The sequence below is a fragment of the Vibrio sp. 1F255 genome, assembly GCF_041439145.1.
GTDB lineage: Bacteria > Pseudomonadota > Gammaproteobacteria > Enterobacterales > Vibrionaceae > Vibrio > Vibrio crassostreae_C.
In genome coordinates this window covers 160,919-180,310 of the sequence record NZ_JBGONQ010000002.1, presented here as the reverse complement: position 1 = coordinate 180,310, position 19,392 = coordinate 160,919, and the positions used below count along the sequence as shown (strand labels likewise).

Here is a 19,392-nt window from a genome sequence, read left to right as displayed (position 1 = left end):
GCCCACTCCGAGGAGTGGGCTTTGAGCATTTATATCCGCATATCAGCGATACACTTTAGGCGATTAAGCTTGAGAAGCTTTAACCTGAGCGTGTAGCTCTTGAACTGAAGTTACTGACGTTTTCGCGTCTGCAGTGTGCGCCATACAAGTCGCGAATGCAGCATTTAGCGTAGTCGTGTAGTTAACTTTCTCAGCAAGTGCACCACGACGAAGAACTTTAGAATCTTCAATCGCTTGACGGCCAGCTGCAGTGTTCACGATGTACGTGTACTCGTTGTTCTTGATACGGTCAAGAATGTGAGGACGACCTTCGTGTACCTTGTTTACTAGACGTGGGTTGATGCCCGCTTCGCCAAGGATAACCGCAGTACCGTGAGTTGCGTCTAGCTGGTAACCAAGCTTAGATAGCTTAGATGCTAGGTCAACAACACGCTCTTTGTCGCCTTCGCGAACAGAAAGAAGTGCACGACCGCCTTCTGGGTAGATGTTACCACAACCCAATTCAGCTTTAGAGTATGCTTCTGCGAACGTCGCACCAACACCCATAACTTCACCAGTAGAGCGCATTTCTGGGCCTAACAGTGGGTCAACACCAGGGAACTTGTTGAATGGAAGTACAACTTCTTTCACTGAGTAGTAAGGTGGGATGATTTCTTTCGTAAAGCCTTGAGACTCTAGAGATTGACCCGCCATTACACGAGCGGCAATCTTAGCGATTGGCGCACCAGTTGCTTTAGATACGAATGGAACCGTACGTGCTGCACGAGGGTTAACCTCGATTAGGTACACTTCATTGTTCTTAACAGCAAACTGCGTGTTCATCAGACCACGAACACCCAACTCGAACGCTAGCTTTTCAACTTGCTCGCGCATTACGTCTTGGATTTCTTGGCTTAGCGTGTATGCAGGAAGAGAACATGCTGAGTCACCAGAGTGAACACCCGCTTGCTCGATGTGCTCCATAATACCGCCGATTACAACGCGCTCACCGTCACAAATCGCATCTACGTCTACTTCAACAGCGTCATCTAGGAAGCTATCAAGTAGTACTGGAGATTCGTTTGATACGCTAACTGCTTCGTTGAAGTAGCGACGTAGGTCTTGCTCGTCGTATACGATTTCCATCGCACGACCACCAAGTACGTAAGAAGGACGTACAACAAGTGGGAAGCCGATTTCACGAGATTTCTCTACCGCTTGCTCCATTGTTGTTACTGTCGCGTTTTCTGGTTGAAGTAGGCCTAGACGGTCTACAGCAACTTGGAAACGCTCACGGTCTTCTGCACGGTCGATTGCGTCTGGGCTAGTACCGATGATTGGTACGCCAGCAGCTTCAAGAGCACGTGCCAGTTTAAGTGGCGTTTGACCACCGTACTGAACGATAACGCCTTTTGGCTTCTCAACACGAGCGATTGCTAGTACGTCTTCCAGAGTTACTGGTTCGAAGTACAGACGGTCAGACGTATCGTAGTCTGTAGAAACTGTCTCAGGGTTACAGTTAACCATGATAGTTTCGTAGCCATCTTCACGTAGCGCTAGTGATGCGTGTACACAACAGTAGTCAAATTCAATACCTTGGCCGATACGGTTTGGACCGCCGCCTAGAATCATGATTTTTTCTTTGTCTGTTGGGTTTGCTTCACACTCGTCATCGTAAGATGAGTACATGTAAGCCGTATCTGAAGAGAACTCAGCTGCACACGTATCTACACGCTTGTATACCGGGTGGATATCGTATTGGTCACGTAGACGACGGATTTCGCTTTCCGCCACACCTAGAATCTTAGATAGGCGCGCATCAGCAAAACCTTTACGCTTAAGCTTGTTTAGCTCGTCTTTATTTAGACCAGCAAAGCCTTTCGCTTTAAGTTCTTGCTCTAGCTTAACGATGTCTTCGATTTGAACTAGGAACCAACGGTCGATTTGCGTTAGGTTGAATACACCATCTACCGACATACCAGCACGGAATGCGTCAGCGATGTACCAAATACGCTCTGCGCCAGCTTCTTTAAGTTCGTGACGGATAGTCGTTAGAGCATCTGGTGCGTCTAGGTCTACCATTTCGTCAAAACCAGTCGCGCCAACTTCTAGGCCGCGAAGTGCTTTTTGTAGAGATTCTTGTTGGTTACGGCCGATAGCCATAACTTCACCAACCGACTTCATTTGCGTCGTTAGGCGGTCGTTAGCACCTGCAAACTTCTCGAAGTTAAAACGAGGAATCTTAGTTACTACGTAGTCGATTGTTGGTTCGAATGATGCTGGAGTTGCGCCGCCAGTGATGTCATTCATTAGCTCGTCTAGCGTGAAACCAACAGCCAGTTTCGCTGCAATCTTAGCGATTGGGAAACCTGTTGCTTTAGATGCTAGTGCAGAAGAGCGAGATACACGTGGGTTCATTTCGATGATAACCATACGGCCATCTTTCGGGTTGATACCAAACTGTACGTTTGAACCACCTGTTTCAACACCAATCTCACGCAGTACTGCTAGAGATGCGTTACGCATTAGTTGGTATTCTTTATCTGTCAGCGTTTGAGCTGGAGCCACAGTGATTGAGTCACCTGTGTGAATACCCATTGGGTCGAAGTTTTCAATCGCACATACGATGATGCAGTTGTCGTTTTTGTCACGAACCACTTCCATCTCGTACTCTTTCCAACCGATAAGTGATTCATCGATAAGAAGTTCATTAGTTGGAGATAGATCCAAACCACGACGACAGATTTCTTCAAATTCTTCTTTGTTGTAAGCGATACCGCCACCAGTACCACCCATCGTGAACGATGGACGAATGATACAAGGGAAGCCAACCATGTCTAAAACTTTGTAAGCTTCTTCCATCGTTTTCGCTGTATCAGCAGTTGGACACTCAAGGCCAATTGCTTTCATTGCTTTATCGAAGCGTGAACGGTCTTCTGCTTTATCGATAGCGTCAGCCGTTGCACCAATCATTTCAACACCGAACTCTTCAAGAACGCCGTGCTTTTCTAGGTCTAGAGCACAGTTCAATGCAGTTTGGCCACCCATAGTAGGTAGAACTGCATCAGGCTTCTCTTTAGCGATGATGTTACGCACAACTTCCCATTGGATAGGCTCGATGTAAGTTGCATCTGCCATGTCTGGGTCAGTCATGATTGTCGCTGGGTTCGAGTTTACAAGAATAACTCGGTAACCTTCTTCGCGAAGCGCTTTACAAGCTTGAGCACCAGAGTAATCGAACTCACATGCTTGGCCGATAACGATCGGGCCAGCACCTAGAATAAGAATACTTTTAATGTCAGTACGTTTTGGCATTGTCTACTACTCCGAATTACGCTGTGTGCTGTTTGATTAGTTCAATAAAGTGGTCGAATAACGGCGCTGCGTCTTCTGGACCTGGGCTCGCTTCAGGGTGACCTTGGAAGCTGAATGCTGGTTTGTCTGTACGGTGAATACCTTGTAGAGAACCATCAAATAGTGATTTGTGCGTTGCACGTAGTGTCTCTGGAAGGGTTTCTTCGTCAGCAGCAAAGCCGTGGTTTTGCGAAGTAATCATCACAACATCACGATCTAAATCTTTAACCGGGTGGTTTGCGCCGTGGTGACCAAACTTCATCTTCACTGTCTTAGCGCCTGACGCAAGAGCAAGAATCTGGTGACCTAGACAGATACCGAAGATTGGTAAGCCTTTTTCTAGGAACACTTTTGTCGCTTCAATTGCGTAAGTACATGGTTCTGGGTCACCAGGGCCATTTGAAAGGAAAACACCGTCTGGGTTCAGAGCAAGTACTTCTTCAGCTGAAGTCTCAGCAGGAACAACCGTTAGGCGGCAGCCGCGGTCAACAAGCATTCGTAGGATGTTTCGTTTTGCACCGAAGTCATAAGCAACAACGTGGTATGGCAATTCTGAGTCTGCTTTCGCTTCAGGAAGTCCACCCGTAAGCGTCCACGAACCTTGTTTCCATTGATACGCTTCTTTTGTTGTAACTTCTTTCGCAAGGTCCATACCTTTCAGGCCAGGGAATTCTTTTGCTTTAGCTAGAGCCAAAGCTTCGTCTAGGTTTCCGTCGTTTACTGAAGAGCCAGCTACAATACAACCGTTCTGTGCGCCTTTTTCACGAAGAATACGCGTCAACTTACGAGTATCAATATCAGCGATACCAACAACGTTTTGCGACTTAAGGTAATCAGAAAGGGATTGTTCATTACGGAAGTTAGAAGCGATTAGAGGGAGATCGCGAATCACAAGGCCTTGAGCGTGGATTGAAGAAGATTCTTCGTCTTCGGAATTGGTTCCGGTATTGCCAATGTGAGGGTAAGTAAGGGTAACGATTTGTTGAGAATAGGAAGGATCAGTGAGGATTTCTTGGTACCCCGTCATCGAGGTATTAAAAACGACTTCACCAACTGCAGAACCTACAGCGCCAATGGCTTCACCGTGAAATACTGTCCCATCTTCTAGGACGAGTAGTGCTGACTTCTTCAAGACAACCTCCAGAAATAAAAATGCATTAAAATTGATTTAATTTGCAAATCTACCTTCCTGCAACACCAAAAACTGCGTGTTTATGGAAATTAGACAAATTGGCGGTATTTTAGTGATCTGCGTGATACGTGTCAACATTTAACTCAAAAGAAATTAAACATTTGTAAGGACTAATTCAATTTACCCCCTCAAAGCTCCAAAAGTTCAACTTTCATGCGCATTTAGCTCGAATATTACGATTTTCTAATTTTCACTCCTCATTTTAGCCAACCATAGAGTGATAAAAATATCAGCAACAAAACGCAATCGATAAATACCAAGAGAAAACATGACAATTTAAAGATCTAAAACAAAAAACATACTAAAGACCACATAAACAGCATAGAAATGGAGTCAAAAAGGCGATAAGAAGAAAGTAGAAGGAAGATCGGAGAAGTGAGATTACTAAGGAAAAGGCACCAAATAAAGAAAGCGCCGGCAATTGCCAGCGCATAAATATCTATTTATAGGTCATTCAAACCAAGCACATCCGTCATGGTATAAAAGCCTGCTGGTTTATCATTTAACCAAACCGCGGCCTTGATTGCGCCATTAGCAAAGGTCATTCGATCAGTGGCTTTATGGGTAATTTCCACTCGTTCACCGATATCAGCAAACATAGCGGTGTGTTCACCAATAATGTCACCGGCACGAATCGTCGCGAAACCAATCTCATCTTTAGTGCGCTCGCCAGTAATACCCTCGCGTGACCATACAGCTACATCGTTCAGCTCGTTGCCCATAGCACCCGCAATAGCTTCGCCCATACCAATCGCAGTACCTGACGGTGCATCGACTTTATGACGGTGATGAGCCTCAACGATCTCGACATCACAGTAATCGCCCATCACTTTAGCGGCCTTCTCTAGCAGCTTAAAGACCAGGTTCACACCAACGCTGTAGTTAGGTGCCATTACGATAGCCATCTCTTTTGAAGCAGCATCAATCACCTGCTTCTCTTCTTCAGAGAAGCCCGTTGTACCGATGATCAGTTTTTTACCGTGACGTTTACAAAGTTCAATATTCGCTAATGTGCTAACAGGGGCAGTAAAATCGACAATCACATCAAACTCTTCGATGGCTTTAGACAAATCATCGACTAAAGCAACATCAAAACGACCTTCACCGCATAACTCGCCGACATCTACGCCGACCAAAGATGACTCTGGACGCTCTGAACCAGCTCCAACACTTGCTTCTGAATTATGATGAGCGGCTTTCACCAAGTTGCGGCCCATGCGGCCCGCTGCTCCTGCAATTGCAATTCTTACCACTGCGAATATCTCCATTGTTTTGGTTACCGTTGCCACTTATCTCTTGCAGCAACGTTCAATCGATTAATCTCTTTAAACTAACAACAATCTCAAACTCAGGCTAGCAATTACGAAAACTCTTTTATTACTCGCTCTAAAATTGGCACATTTGCCTCTGGGAAGGCGTATTGATTCAATGATTCTAGGCTTACCCATTCACCTTGCTGACCTTCTTTACCATAAGGCTGCTCTTCAAAATCAGTCACGAGAATGAAATCGAACTTAAGTGACTTATCCGTGTAATCAAATTCAAGATGCTCAAACAGAGACTGCTCGGTCACCTTGATACCGACCTCTTCATCAAGCTCGCGAGTCATCGCTTGCTCAATAGTTTCGCCCTCTTCAACCTTGCCACCTGGAAATTCCCAGAAGCCACCTTTGTGCTTGTCATCTGGACGCTTAGTGATAAAGACCTGTGACTTATCTTGATTGAAGATAATACCCGCTACGATATGGATTCTTTTCATTGATGGTGTTCCTTAATAAAACGCTGAACTCACATAGTCCCTAAATACGTCATCCTCAAGAAAGAGGAACGACTGAGTTGGGGATCTAAAACTACGCGAGCCTAACTAAACAAGATTCCCTACTACGCTCACTCCTCGCTATAGGGAATGACAACTTCCTTGCGTAACAAAGTAAGCCATGAAATTTACATACAAAAAGAGCCGCCTAAGCGACTCTTTATATTCTATTTGTCAGTTTTATGAAGCTAAGTTGTAGTGTATGAGAGCAAGGCGGTGGCACGGAGCTTACGACTGTAAGTGAGTACCACCAACGCAGCTATCATGCGCTACAGCAACGATTCATTAAACTTACGCGATTTTACCGTGACACTGCTTGTACTTCTTACCGCTACCACATGGGCATGGCTCGTTACGGCCAACTTTACGCTCGTCACGCACTACCGTTTGTGGAGATGCCGCTTCAGCTTCATCGTCAGCTAGCTGGTTTTCAGCTGTTGCATGTTGCGCTTGTGCACGACGCGCCGCTTCTTCAGCTTGAGCTTGACGTTGAGCTTCCATCTTTTCAACTTCTTCTTGTTGCTGAACGCGCACTTTAGAAAGGATGGTAACAACGTCTGTTTTCAGTACATCTAGTAGGCCTTCAAACAGTTCAAACGACTCGCGCTTGTACTCTTGTTTCGGGTTCTTCTGAGCATAACCACGTAAGTGGATACCTTGACGAAGGTGATCCATCGCAGCCAAGTGCTCTTTCCAAAGGCCGTCTAGCGTTTGTAGCATCACAGATTTCTCGAAGTTACGCAGTACTTGAGCACCAACCACTTCTTCTTTCTGTTTGTACGAATCAACCGCCATAGCAAGAATACGCTCACGCAATGCTTCTTCATAAAGCTTGTCGTCTTCGTCTAACCAACCTTGAATATCAAAGTCTAGATCGAAGTCATTCTTCAGACGATCTTGCAGACCCGCGATATCCCACATATCTTCAAGAGACTGAGGTGCGATGTATTCATCAATCACTGATGCCAATACATCTTCACGGTTGTGTTCGATCATCTCGCTGATATCGTCAGAGCTCATCAGTTCATCACGAAGCTCATAAACCACTTTACGTTGGTCATTGGCTACATCATCGTACTCAAGAAGCTGCTTACGAATATCGAAGTTACGACCTTCAACTTTACGTTGTGCTTTTTCAATTGAGCGAGAAAGCATCTTAGATTCGATCGCTTCGCCTTCGTCCATACCACTTTGGATAAGACCAGCCATACGATCCGATGTGAAGATACGTAGCAGAGAATCTTCCATTGATAGGTAGAAACGAGAAGAACCCGCATCACCTTGACGACCAGAACGACCACGTAGCTGGTTATCGATACGGCGAGATTCATGACGCTCAGTACCAATGATGTGCAGACCACCTGACTCAAGCACTTTATCGTGGGTTACTCTCCAGTCAGCTTTGATCTTCTCGATCTGCTCTTTGGTTGGATTCTCTAGCTTCTCAACTTGTGCCTGCCAGCTACCACCTAATACGATATCGGTACCACGACCAGCCATGTTAGTTGCGATAGTTACCGCACTCGGCATACCAGCTTGTGCAACGATCTCTGCTTCCATTTCGTGGAATTTAGCATTTAGAACGCTGTGCTTAATTTTTGCTTTTTTCAGTGCGTTAGACAGTAGTTCAGACTTCTCGATAGAAACCGTACCAACCAATGATGGCTGACCAGCAGCTACACGGTCTTTGATGTCTTCAATGATCGCATTGAACTTGTCTTCTTCGGTACGATAAACCACATCTGGCATATCGTTACGAACCATAGGCTTGTTGGTTGGGATAACCACTGTTTCTAGGCCGTAGATAGACTGAAATTCGAAAGCTTCTGTATCGGCTGTACCTGTCATACCTGACAGTTTTTCGTATAGACGGAAGAAGTTCTGGAATGTAATCGATGCTAGCGTCTGGTTTTCATTCTGAATCTTCACACCTTCTTTAGCTTCAACAGCTTGGTGTAAACCTTCAGACCAACGACGACCTGGCATAGTACGACCAGTATGTTCATCAACGATAACCACTTCGCCTTCTTCAGTAACGATGTAGTCGACGTCTTTCTCAAACAGTACGTGTGCACGCAGCGCTGCATTAACATGGTGCAATAGGCTGATATTAGTTGGAGAGTAAAGCGTGTCACCCTCTTCCATCAGGCCGTTTTTGACCATTAGCTCTTCTACAAATTCTTGACCGTTTTCAGTCAGGTGAACCTGTTTCGATTTCTCGTCCATGGTGTAGTGACCTTCACCACGGTACTCTTCAGAATCTTCTTTATCTTGGCGCTCAAGGTTAGGGATCAACGTGTTAATACGCGTGTAAAGATCTGAACTATCTTCAGCTGGGCCAGAGATAATAAGTGGAGTACGAGCTTCATCGATTAAGATTGAGTCAACCTCATCGACAACAGCAAAGAAGCGCTCACGTTGAACACGATCTTCAGCACGGAAAGCCATGTTGTCACGTAGGTAATCGAAGCCAAACTCGTTGTTTGTTCCGTATAGGATATCCGCTTGGTACGCTTCTTTCTTCTCTGGTGGAGCCATGTTTGGCACGTTTACGCCAACAGTCATACCAAGGAATTCAAATAATGGGCGGTTTGTTTCCGCATCACGCTTCGCTAGGTAGTCGTTCACCGTTACTACGTGAACACCTTTGCTAGGTAGGGCGTTAAGATAAGCTGGTAGGGTTGCTGTAAGAGTCTTACCTTCACCAGTACGCATTTCTGCAATTTGGCCAGCATTTAGAACCATGCCACCAATCATTTGCACGTCAAAGTGACGCATGCCGTAAACACGCTTAGACGCTTCACGTACCGTAGCAAATGCTTCAGGTAGAAGTTGGTCTAGCGATTCACCTTTATCTAAGCGCTCACGAAATTCAACCGTTTTTGCTTTTAGTTCTTCGTCTGAAAGTGCTTCAAACGTTGGTTCGAAGTTATTAATTTCTTTTACAATTTTTCTAAGGCGGCGCAGTGTTCTGTCATTGCGACTGCCAATTACCTTTGTCAGCAGCTTAGTAATCATGTGCTTGGAATCTCTTCGTTCTCAGATCGTCCGCGATCTATTTTAAATGCCGTCAGTGTCTCTACTAGCTATGAACTAGTCTTCAGTTACTAACCAAGGATACTGAGATAAATCTAGTATCTTTGATATTGTACTTGAGAGTAGAGTTTTCAAGGCTTGAGTTAAAATTAATGCCCTTTAGTGTAAGTAATTTTCACACCAACAACCATTTATAACCCCATTTGTTTGATGTGCTTGGAACTTTTCTTTCTAATTGCTGATGGATTAGCCAGACTGCAGCTCATTGGGAGACAACTTTCGGATGTTGACGACACTGTATCTGGAAAATAGATACAAAAAAACCAGGTCAATGACCTGGTTTTCGAAATCTTATATTGCTGTAAACAACAATTACGCTAGAACCATTCCTGGCTCAGCAAATGCAACAGGAGAGCCTACTTCTTCTTCGAATGTTGCCCATTCCCAAGCTTCTGCGTCAGCAAGTACTGCACGTAGTAGTTGGTTGTTTAGGCCGTGACCTGATTTGTATGCACGGAACTCACCAATAATAGCGTGTCCACACATGTACAAGTCACCAATCGCGTCTAGTACTTTATGAGTTACGAACTCATTGTCAAAACGTAGACCTTCTTCATTAAGAATTCGGTATTCGTCCAGTACGATAGCATTATCAAAGCTACCGCCAAGTACTAGGTTTTGAGATTGTAGATACTCAATGTCGCGCATGAAGCCGAAAGTACGAGCGCGAGAAATTTCTTTCACAAAACCTTGTGAAGAGAAATCAAACAACAAACGTTGCTCATCAGATTCAATAGCTGGGTGGTTAAAGTCGATCTCAAAGTCCATACGGAAGCCGTTAAATGGAACAAATTCTGCCCACTTATCGCCATCTTCAAAACGGATAGGCTTTTTGATACGAATAAAACGCTTCGCTGCATTCAGTGTTTCTACACCCGCTTGCTGTAGCAAGTATACGAATGGGCTTGCGCTACCATCCATAATTGGGATCTCAGGTGCATCTACTTCAACAATAATGTTGTCGATGCCCATACCCGCTAAAGCTGCGTTAAGGTGTTCCACTGTAGAGATACGTACGCCTTCGTCATTAACAAGAGCTGTACATAGCATAGTGTCACGAACTGACGCTGGATCAGCTGGGAAATCTACAGGTGGATTTACATCTGTACGACGATAAACAATACCTGTATTTGCAGCTGCCGGGCGAAGAGTAAGTGTGACTTTACGACCAGAGTGGAGACCCACACCAGTTGTTTTCACAATTTCTTTCAGAGTACGTTGTCTGATCATCTGCTTGCCTCGTTATCAGTGCTACAAATCACGGTCAGTATTTACCGACCGCGAATTTTACCATTAATTCGACGATAGTCAAATTTTGGGTATTTGTTAATCAGCCTGACGTCGTAAGAATGCTGGAATATCTAAGTATCCACTCTCTTTCTCAGCCTTAGGTGCTGCACTTTGGCTAGCGCCTGTACCTGAAGAAACAGGTGACGTTGTTGGTTGCGGCTTAACTTGAGGTTTAACCTCAGTTTTTTCTTGCAATGGTTGTGCCACTTTCTCTTCCACTTTTGGTGCAGTTTGAGCCGCTACCTGTGGTTGAGGAGTTGGTGCAACCTTAGCTTTACCACCAGCAACTAATGTAATGTCTGGTTTTTTCTCTGTGCCGATACCTGTTGCAACAACAGTTACGCGGATTTCATCTGTCATATCAGGGTCTAGAGAAGTACCAATCACAACTGTTGCATTATCAGATGCGAATGCCTTAACTGTATTACCTACTGTTTCGAACTCATCTAGACGCATATCTAGGCCTGCAGTGATGTTCACAAGAACGCCACGCGCGCCAGCTAGGTCGATGTCTTCTAGTAGTGGGCTAGAAATTGCTGTTTCAGCAGCTTCTTCAGCACGGTCTTCACCTTTTGCGATACCGCTACCCATCATTGCATGACCCATCTCAGACATTACGGTGCGAACATCCGCGAAATCGACGTTAATCATACCAGGGCGAGTAATTAGCTCAGCGATACCTTGTACAGCGTTTTTAAGTACATCATTGGCACTTGCGAAAGCTTCTAGCAGAGTTACGCCGCGGCCAAGTACTTTAAGTAGCTTTTCATTTGGAATCGTAATTAATGAATCCACATGTTTAGAAAGCTCTTCAATACCTTGCTCAGCAAACGCTAAACGCTTTTTGCCTTCAAAGCTAAATGGCTTAGTTACAACAGCAACCGTCAGCACACCCAACTCTTTCGCAACTTCAGCAATAACTGGAGCAGCACCTGTACCAGTACCACCGCCCATACCAGCTGCGATAAATACCATATCGGCGCCAGTTAGAACTTCTTTAATTCTTTCTCGATCTTCGAGAGCTGCATCACGGCCTACTTGTGGGTTTGCACCAGCGCCCAAACCTTTAGTGATATCACCACCAATTTGGATCACGCTGCTCACGCTTGTTTTACGAAGTGCTTGTGCATCAGTGTTAACACTGATGAATTCTACGCCTTCGATTGATTCACGTACCATGTGCTCAACAGCGTTACCGCCACCGCCACCAACTCCAACGACTTTAATTACTGCATCGTCAGACATTTCCATCATCGGTTCAAACATGTGTTATCTCCGTTTTTTCCTGCAACTCAGGTTAAAACTCTTTTTGTATCCAATTACGCAATTTGCCAAATAAACCAGACATAGAAGGTGCTGAACGCTTAGGTTCGCTGTAATCACCTTCATCACTGATCTGACAATCTCTTGCGTAATGAAGTAAACCAACCGCCGTAGAATGATACGGCTCTTTAACATAGTCAGTTAAGCCACTAACTTCTAACGGCTTACCAACTCGAACTTGATTGCGGAAAACACGTTCCGCACACTCTACCAATCCGTCAATTTGTGCCGCTCCACCAGTGAGAACGACGCCAGCTGCAAGGTGGTGTTTAATACCTTCATCTCGTAGCTGTAATTGAACCGTATCAATAGTTTGGTTAACGAGACCCATAAGTTCAGTGTAACGTGGTTCAATCACTTCCGACAAAGTTTGTCGTTGCAAACTTCTCGATGGGCGACCACCAACACTTGGGACGTTAACAGAGTCATCCTTGCTTACGAGTTCACTCAGAGCGCAACCATGGTTTACTTTTATCTCTTCAGCATCGCTCACTGGCGTGCCGAAAGCGAAGGCAATATCACTGGTTACTGCATTTCCTGCGTAGGAAAAGACTTCTGTGTGTCGAAGTGCGCCGCCAGTCCAAATGGAAATATCCATTGTACCCGCACCGATATCGACAACACATACTCCAAGCTCTCTCTCGTCTTCAGTAATTACCGCATTGCTTGAGGCAAGTCCTGAAAACACGATTTGTTCTACTGTGAGACCACATCGTTCAACAGCTTTAATAATGTTTCTCGCCATGTCGCTATGGCAAGAAATTAGGTGAACACTGACTTCCATTCGAACACCAGATAAGCCAAGTGGGTTCTTAATCCCTTCTTGATAATCAATGGTAAATTCTTGTGGGATCACGTGCAGAATTCTCTGCTCATCACCTATTTTAATTGATTTCGCGGTATGGATCGCTCGATCCATATCGTCTTGAGACACCTCTTCATCAGAGATAGTGCCCATGCCTTTTTCAATTCGGCTTGCGATATGTTTACCCGATAGCGAGATAAATACATTGCTGATTTGGCATTCCGCCATCAACTCTGCTTGATCAATAGCTCGCTGAACCGACTTAACTACCGACTCTAGGTCGTTTACACCACCTTTATCCATACCTCTGGATGGGCTTTGCCCAGAACCAATGATATTGATTTGACCATCAGGCAATATTTCACCAACCAGAGCTGATATGGTCGCAGTGCCTATATCAAGACCAACGATTATGTTGTCATCTGCGGTCTTAGTCATCTGTGCTCTCTTCTAACTCTTGCTCTGGAAACCAGCCTACAGCGGCTCCCGTATCATACCTGAGGTCGATGTAGCTCACTTGATTCGCTTTACTACCAAGTTCGTTGTAAAGCGAAATGAAGCGTTCAACACGCTCATCTAAAGAATCTTTACCTAGTTCTAAACGGATACCGTTATCTAGGATTATTTGCCAAGCGCGACGCTCATTGAGAACGAGAGAGGTAACGGTTAACCCTAGACTGTTAATCAAAGGGGTTATCTGTCGCCACTTTTCTATCACTTCTTGGCTGGTGCCGTCTGGGCCGTAAAGCTTAACTCTATCGCCCTTCAACAGGCCGATATCACCATTAAACACCTGACCATCGTCATTCAGCAGCATGTTACCGTTCCAGATTGCTGCCGCATGGTACTCAGTCAAAAATACTTTTATTGTGTCTGGCCACTGCTTACGAATGGAGACCACTGAAACCCAAGGTAACGCTTCTAAACTGTCTTGCAACACACCGATGTCTTGCGACATGAAGGTTCCAATGTGCTCTAGCTCGCTAAAGGCATGTTGAACATCACCAGCGGTTACGTAAGTTAAGTCGCCTTGAAGTACTATTTTGGAGAGAGGCAATCGCTGATCGTCCCACATCCAAGTTAGTGTGGTATAGAAAAGAAACCCAATGAATAGCAATACCATGACAAAAAAAGACCCGCCTAAGGCGTGTTTCTTGAGCGACGGTAAACTGAATAGGTGGCGGTTTTCGCTAAAAGTACTTTCTACCAAAGCCCGCATTCCCTGTCGTTGGTTCGCAATTCTATTCCCTATCTTCGTAATAGAGGTAAAAGCACTTACTTTAACCTATGAATTATACTGAGCAAAATCAAACTATCAAACGTTGATAATAAGATTTTTGGTCAATTTTAGGTCAATCGCAAGAAGTGAGCGATTGACCACAGTCTGTAGACAGTATTCTGTTACGCGTTCTGCATTTTATTAATGTCTAACTGTAACGATTCCAACTGCTTCGCTACTCGACCAACATCGCCTGCACCCTGCGTTAAAACAAGGTCACCGCCTTGAATTACGTTGGCTAAAGCCGATGGCAGTGCGTTGATATCGGCAACAAAGATTGGGTCTATCTTACCACGCCCACGAATAGTTCGACTTAATGAGCGTCCGTCAGCCCCTGCAATAGGTTTCTCACCTGCAGAATAAACATCTAACAGAATTAGGACATCAACCTGCTCAAGAACGTTCGCGAAATCATCATACAGATCGCGAGTACGGCTATAACGGTGCGGTTGGAAGATCATAACAAGACGTTTATCAGTCCAGCCACTACGAGCAGCTTGAATCGTCACATCAACTTCGGTTGGGTGATGACCGTAATCATCGACCAGCATTGCAACGCCTTTACCTGTTTCATACTCACCTAGGTGATCGAAACGGCGACCCGTGCCTTCCGTTCCCGCCATCGCTTTGAGAATCGCTTCATCGCTGATGTCATCTTCTGTTGCAACAGCAATCGCAGCCGATGCATTCAATGCGTTGTGGCGACCTGGAATGTTCAACGTGATATCTAAGTTAGCTTTACCTTCACGTACAACCGTAAACTTGCCTTGTTGACCTTCTTGTACGTAGTTTTCAATACGAATATCTGCGTCTTCAGATAAGCCGTAAGTAATCACTTGGCGGCTCACCTGAGGGATAAGTTCACGTACAACAGGATCATCTACACACATCACAGCCTGGCCGTAGAACGGCAGGTTGTGTAGGAAATCGATAAATGTCTGCTTTAGCGTTTCGAAATCGCCGCCGTAGGTATCCATATGATCCGCTTCAATGTTAGTTACGATACTAACCATAGGTTGCAGATGTAAAAATGAAGCATCACTCTCATCGGCTTCAGCGATAAGAATACGGCTTGAACCTAAACGTGCGTTAGTGCCAGCACTTTTAACCAAACCACCGTTTACGAAGGTTGGATCTAGGCCGGCTTCCGAGTAAATCTGTGTCACTAGCGCAGTCGTGGTTGTTTTACCGTGCGTACCTGCCACAGCAATACCGTGACGAAAACGCATCAGCTCAGCCAGCATTTCTGCACGACGAACGATCGGTGTGCGCGCTTCACGAGCTGCAATAATTTCTGGGTTTTCTTCGTTGATAGCGGTTGAAACAACCACCACACTTGCGTCGGCAACGTTACTCGCTTGGTGACCGATATAAACGGTCGCACCCTTGCTAACTAAACGATCAGTCACTGGGTTTTGAGCAATATCAGAACCCGTGATCTGGTAGCCTTCATTTAGCAAGACTTCAGCAATCCCGCTCATTCCGGCACCACCAATACCAATGAAGTGGATAGATTTAACACGGCGCATCTCTGGCACCATTGCACGGATTTGCGCTAAGTCTTGGGTATGTTCAATCGTCATCAATTCAATCTCATTATTTTGCTAAAGCTTTAATCGCTTCAGCGACGGTCACATCAGCATCAAGCTTGGCGGCTTGACGAGCTTTTGTTGCCATCATTTTTAATTCATTTCTATCAAGCTGCGTGATAGTGTTCGCTAGCTTATCAGCCGTTAGTTGAGGCTGTTCAATCATTAACGCTGCGCCACATTCAACTAAATGGTCGGCATTCAACGCTTGTTGTCTGTCTTTGTGCATAAACGGAACGAAGATAGAACCGACACCTGCCGCAGACACTTCTGATACGGTTAATGCACCTGAGCGACACACTAATAGATCTGCCCACTCATAAGCTTGCGCCACATCATCAATAAATTCAGTCACTTGAACATTACCAACAGAATGTGATTTGTATTGCTCAATAACTTGTTGTTGATTGTTCTTACCCGCTTGGTGCATCACAGTGAAGCCTTCACCAAGCTGCGCCATCGTTACTGGCAAGGTATCGTTTAGGATTTTTGCGCCCTGACTGCCGCCCATAACCAAGATGCGGATGTCACCATCACGCTCAGCCATGCGTTGCTCGGGTTCAGCTAAGGCAACCACATCTTCGCGTACTGGGTTACCCACCACTTCTGCGGTAGGGAAAGCACCAGGGAAAGCTTGGAAAACCTTTTTAGCAATCTTAGACAGCCATTGGTTGGTTAAACCTGCCACTGCATTTTGTTCATGGAGAACCACTGGAATGCCAGACAACCATGCCGCGATACCACCCGGGCCACTCACGTAGCCACCCATACCAAGTACCACATCAGGCTGCCATGCTTTGATGTGTTGCCTTGCTTGAAGTATGGCATTAATAATCTGGAACGGCGCTTTAATTAACTTGCTAATGCCTTGACCACGCAGGCCTTTCACTTTGATGAAGTCGATTTCAATGCCATGCTTTGGCACTAAATCCGCTTCCATTCTGTCTGCTGTGCCTAACCAGCGAATTTCCCAACCTTGTTGCTGAAGCTTTTTCGCTACTGCTAACCCTGGGAAAACGTGACCGCCAGTACCACCAGCCATCACTAAAAGTTTTTTGTTTTGTTTCATCACGTTAGATTCTTATTCTACTAATTCGTTTTGACTATCAGCTTGTTCTTTTTGTTGCATTCGGCATTCGTGGTCAATGCGCAGCAGCATTGATACCGCCACAGACATAACAATTAAACTCGAACCACCATAACTGATTAGCGGTAGGGTTAGACCTTTGGTCGGAACGATGCCAGATGCAGCACCTACGTTAACAAGCGTCTGAAACGCAAACCAAATACCAATACCAAAAGCCAGATAGCCGCTGAACACTTGATCGTGTTCAAAGGCTTTTTTACCTATCAGAATGGCTTTTAACACCAAGCTGAAGATCAACATTAATACTAAGGTAACACCGACAAAGCCAAGCTCTTCAGCCAACACAGCAAATACAAAATCGGTATGCGCTTCTGGTAAGTATTCGAGTTTTTGAATCGAGTTACCAAGCCCTTGCCCCATCCAATCACCACGGCCAAACGCCATCAATGACTGAGTTAACTGGTAACCACTGCCGAACGGGTCGTTCCAAGGTTCCCAGAATGAGGTAACACGTCGAACACGATAAGGTTCTATAACAATCAAACCGACGACCGCGGCAATACCTGCCACCATCAAGGCGATAAACTGTGAAAGCTTGGCACCAGCAATGAATAGCATGCCGAACAGGGTCACTAGCATTACGACCACAGTACCTAAATCGGGCTGGCCTAGCAGCAGCACGGCAAAAGCGCCGAATACCATGATCGGTTTACCAAAACCACCGAAGAAGGTTTTTCTCACTTCATCTTGCTTCCGAACCAAGTAGCCCGCCATAAAGATAAACAGCGATAACTTGGCGACTTCAGCGGGTTGTAAGTTAAATAGCCCTAATGGGATCCAACGCGATGCGCCGTTAACCGACTTACCGACGGCTAATACCACAATCAGCAAGAAGAAGGACAAGCCCAGTAGATACATACTGTATTGAAACCAGCGTTGCATCGGGATTTGCAATATGACGCTAGAGACACCTAACGCCAATACAAGGAAGATGGCATGACGGAACATAAAGTGAAACGGCTGATCGGTTAAACGAGCACTGATGGGGAACGAAGCAGACGTCACCATCACCAAACCTGTCAGCATTAGCCCAAGAGCAATCCACACCAATTGACGATCGTAAAGCGCCTCGGGAGTAGCACGGTTTAGCCACTGCCAGATGGATTGATTAATCTCTTTGACTCTTTGCACTGAATGTTAGTCCTTCAACACGTTAAGCATACTCATGAGCAAGCTCAGTGAACGCATCACCTCTTGCCATGAAATTATTAAATTGATCGAAGCTTGCGCACGCCGGAGACAGCATCACCATATCTCCAGCCACCAGCTGTGGCGAGATAGATTCGATTATCTGCTGCATGGTATCGAACTTTTGTGCCGATGGGTGCAGAGGCATGAATTGATCTGCATCTTCACCGAAACAACACAGCTGAACACGCTCAAGTTGCGCCAATACTGGTTCAAGCTCACTAAAGTCAGCACCTTTACCAACGCCGCCAACCAAAAGATATAACGTACCTTGATACTCCAACCCAGACAGGGCTGCCAATGTGCTGGCTACATTTGTTGCTTTGGAGTCATTAACCCATTTGATTTCGCGCTTGTCAGCCACGACTTGGCAACGATGCGTCAAACCGTTATAGGCCTTCAAAGCATCAAGACTTTTGCTGTAGTCGATACCAACTTGCTTCAATAGTGCAAGTGAGACTAACGCATTCGCCACATTGTGACGTCCAACCAATGTTAAATCTTGGGTAGCAAGGACAGGTTTACCGTGATCGACCAACCACTCAGTACTATCAATCGTTGATACACCAAACTCTTGGTTATCTAGGCCAAAAGTCAACAATGGCATTGTCTGGTCAGGGTAAGTCTCTTTGTCTTCACGATTAACAGTCGCACACTGCGCGTTATTAAAGATTCTTAACTTGGCCTCACGGTAATCAGCCATGCCTTGATAGCGATCCATATGATCTTCAGACAGATTTAAGAATGCCGCAGCGGCAAGTTTTAAATTCGATGTAGTTTCTAGCTGAAAACTTGAAAGTTCAAGGACATATAAATCCGCATCAAGTTCTAGAAGGTCTAGGGCAGGAATGCCAATATTGCCGCCAACGCCAACATTAAGCCCAGCAGCCTTAGCAAGCACACCAGTCAAATCCGTCACGGTACTCTTACCGTTTGAACCAGTAATCGCCACAACAGGCTTATCTACAGCCCAACCAAACAGCTCGATGTCGCCAACGACAGGCGTACCCGCTTGAAGCACATCTTGAATTTCTGGCGTCGCTAAAGCAATGCCTGGGTTAGCAACCACCAGATCAGCCTCAGCTAGCCATTGGCCATTCCAGCTTCCAGAATGCAGCTCTACCGACTCAGGCAAAGATTCCTTTCCTGGCGGTAGCTCTCGCGTATCAATGACCTTCACATGCGTATGAGGTTGATATTTTACGAGATGTTTAACGACAGAGAGCCCGGTAATACCGAGCCCCACAACCACTACATTTTGAATATTTTGCCAACGTTCCATTTAAACAAGATGCTCTTAATAGTTTTAAAGAACCTCTAATACAGAGGCTCGC

13 protein-coding genes are annotated in these 19,392 nt (G+C 45.4%); all 13 read right to left on the bottom strand.

All coding sequences use genetic code 11. The features are described from left to right. Positions 1-63 precede the first annotated feature (63 nt). On the bottom strand, positions 64-3,294 hold the full coding sequence (gene carB / locus ACED41_RS02355) for a carbamoyl-phosphate synthase large subunit (protein WP_017059294.1): 3,231 nt from the start codon (positions 3,292-3,294) through the stop codon (positions 64-66). A 16-nt stretch (positions 3,295-3,310) separates the two neighbouring features. Continuing rightward, on the bottom strand, positions 3,311-4,465 hold the full coding sequence (gene carA / locus ACED41_RS02350; RefSeq protein ID WP_010434758.1) for a glutamine-hydrolyzing carbamoyl-phosphate synthase small subunit: 1,155 nt from the start codon (positions 4,463-4,465) through the stop codon (positions 3,311-3,313). Positions 4,466-4,968: 503 nt separating this feature from the next. Beyond that, entirely contained in the window at positions 4,969-5,793 is an 825-nt protein-coding gene (gene dapB / locus ACED41_RS02345) for a 4-hydroxy-tetrahydrodipicolinate reductase (RefSeq protein ID WP_020628676.1), read from the bottom strand. A gap of 92 nt (positions 5,794-5,885) precedes the next feature. Further along, the gene (gene mutT, locus ACED41_RS02340) at positions 5,886-6,284 is read right to left on the bottom strand and encodes an 8-oxo-dGTP diphosphatase MutT (protein WP_017062897.1); all 399 of its coding nucleotides are present in this window, start codon (positions 6,282-6,284) and stop codon (positions 5,886-5,888) included. A gap of 348 nt (positions 6,285-6,632) precedes the next feature. After that, positions 6,633-9,359, bottom strand: coding sequence for a preprotein translocase subunit SecA (secA, locus tag ACED41_RS02335; RefSeq protein ID WP_371724409.1), 2,727 nt, complete (start codon positions 9,357-9,359; stop codon positions 6,633-6,635). A 390-nt stretch (positions 9,360-9,749) separates the two neighbouring features. Next, the gene (lpxC, locus tag ACED41_RS02330; RefSeq protein WP_010434751.1) at positions 9,750-10,667 is read right to left on the bottom strand and encodes a UDP-3-O-acyl-N-acetylglucosamine deacetylase; all 918 of its coding nucleotides are present in this window, start codon (positions 10,665-10,667) and stop codon (positions 9,750-9,752) included. Between the two features lie 96 nt (positions 10,668-10,763). Then, the gene (gene ftsZ / locus ACED41_RS02325) at positions 10,764-11,993 is read right to left on the bottom strand and encodes a cell division protein FtsZ (RefSeq protein ID WP_017059291.1); all 1,230 of its coding nucleotides are present in this window, start codon (positions 11,991-11,993) and stop codon (positions 10,764-10,766) included. Between the two features lie 31 nt (positions 11,994-12,024). Further along, positions 12,025-13,293 (bottom strand): cell division protein FtsA, encoded by a 1,269-nt coding sequence (gene ftsA, locus ACED41_RS02320; RefSeq protein WP_010434747.1) that lies wholly within the window; start codon positions 13,291-13,293, stop codon positions 12,025-12,027. Then, on the bottom strand, positions 13,286-13,978 hold the full coding sequence (locus ACED41_RS02315; RefSeq protein WP_017059290.1) for a cell division protein FtsQ/DivIB: 693 nt from the start codon (positions 13,976-13,978) through the stop codon (positions 13,286-13,288). The genes ftsA and ACED41_RS02315 overlap by 8 nt, the downstream gene beginning before the upstream one ends. Before the next feature lie 278 nt (positions 13,979-14,256). After that, the gene (gene murC, locus ACED41_RS02310; RefSeq protein ID WP_371724408.1) at positions 14,257-15,717 is read right to left on the bottom strand and encodes a UDP-N-acetylmuramate--L-alanine ligase; all 1,461 of its coding nucleotides are present in this window, start codon (positions 15,715-15,717) and stop codon (positions 14,257-14,259) included. Positions 15,718-15,730: 13 nt separating this feature from the next. Beyond that, positions 15,731-16,792, bottom strand: coding sequence for an undecaprenyldiphospho-muramoylpentapeptide beta-N-acetylglucosaminyltransferase (gene murG, locus ACED41_RS02305; RefSeq protein WP_017059287.1), 1,062 nt, complete (start codon positions 16,790-16,792; stop codon positions 15,731-15,733). A 12-nt stretch (positions 16,793-16,804) separates the two neighbouring features. After that, entirely contained in the window at positions 16,805-18,001 is a 1,197-nt protein-coding gene (ftsW, locus tag ACED41_RS02300) for a cell division protein FtsW (RefSeq protein WP_065584711.1), read from the bottom strand. Positions 18,002-18,023: 22 nt separating this feature from the next. Further along, positions 18,024-19,340, bottom strand: coding sequence for a UDP-N-acetylmuramoyl-L-alanine--D-glutamate ligase (gene murD / locus ACED41_RS02295; protein WP_371724407.1), 1,317 nt, complete (start codon positions 19,338-19,340; stop codon positions 18,024-18,026). Positions 19,341-19,392 lie beyond the last annotated feature (52 nt).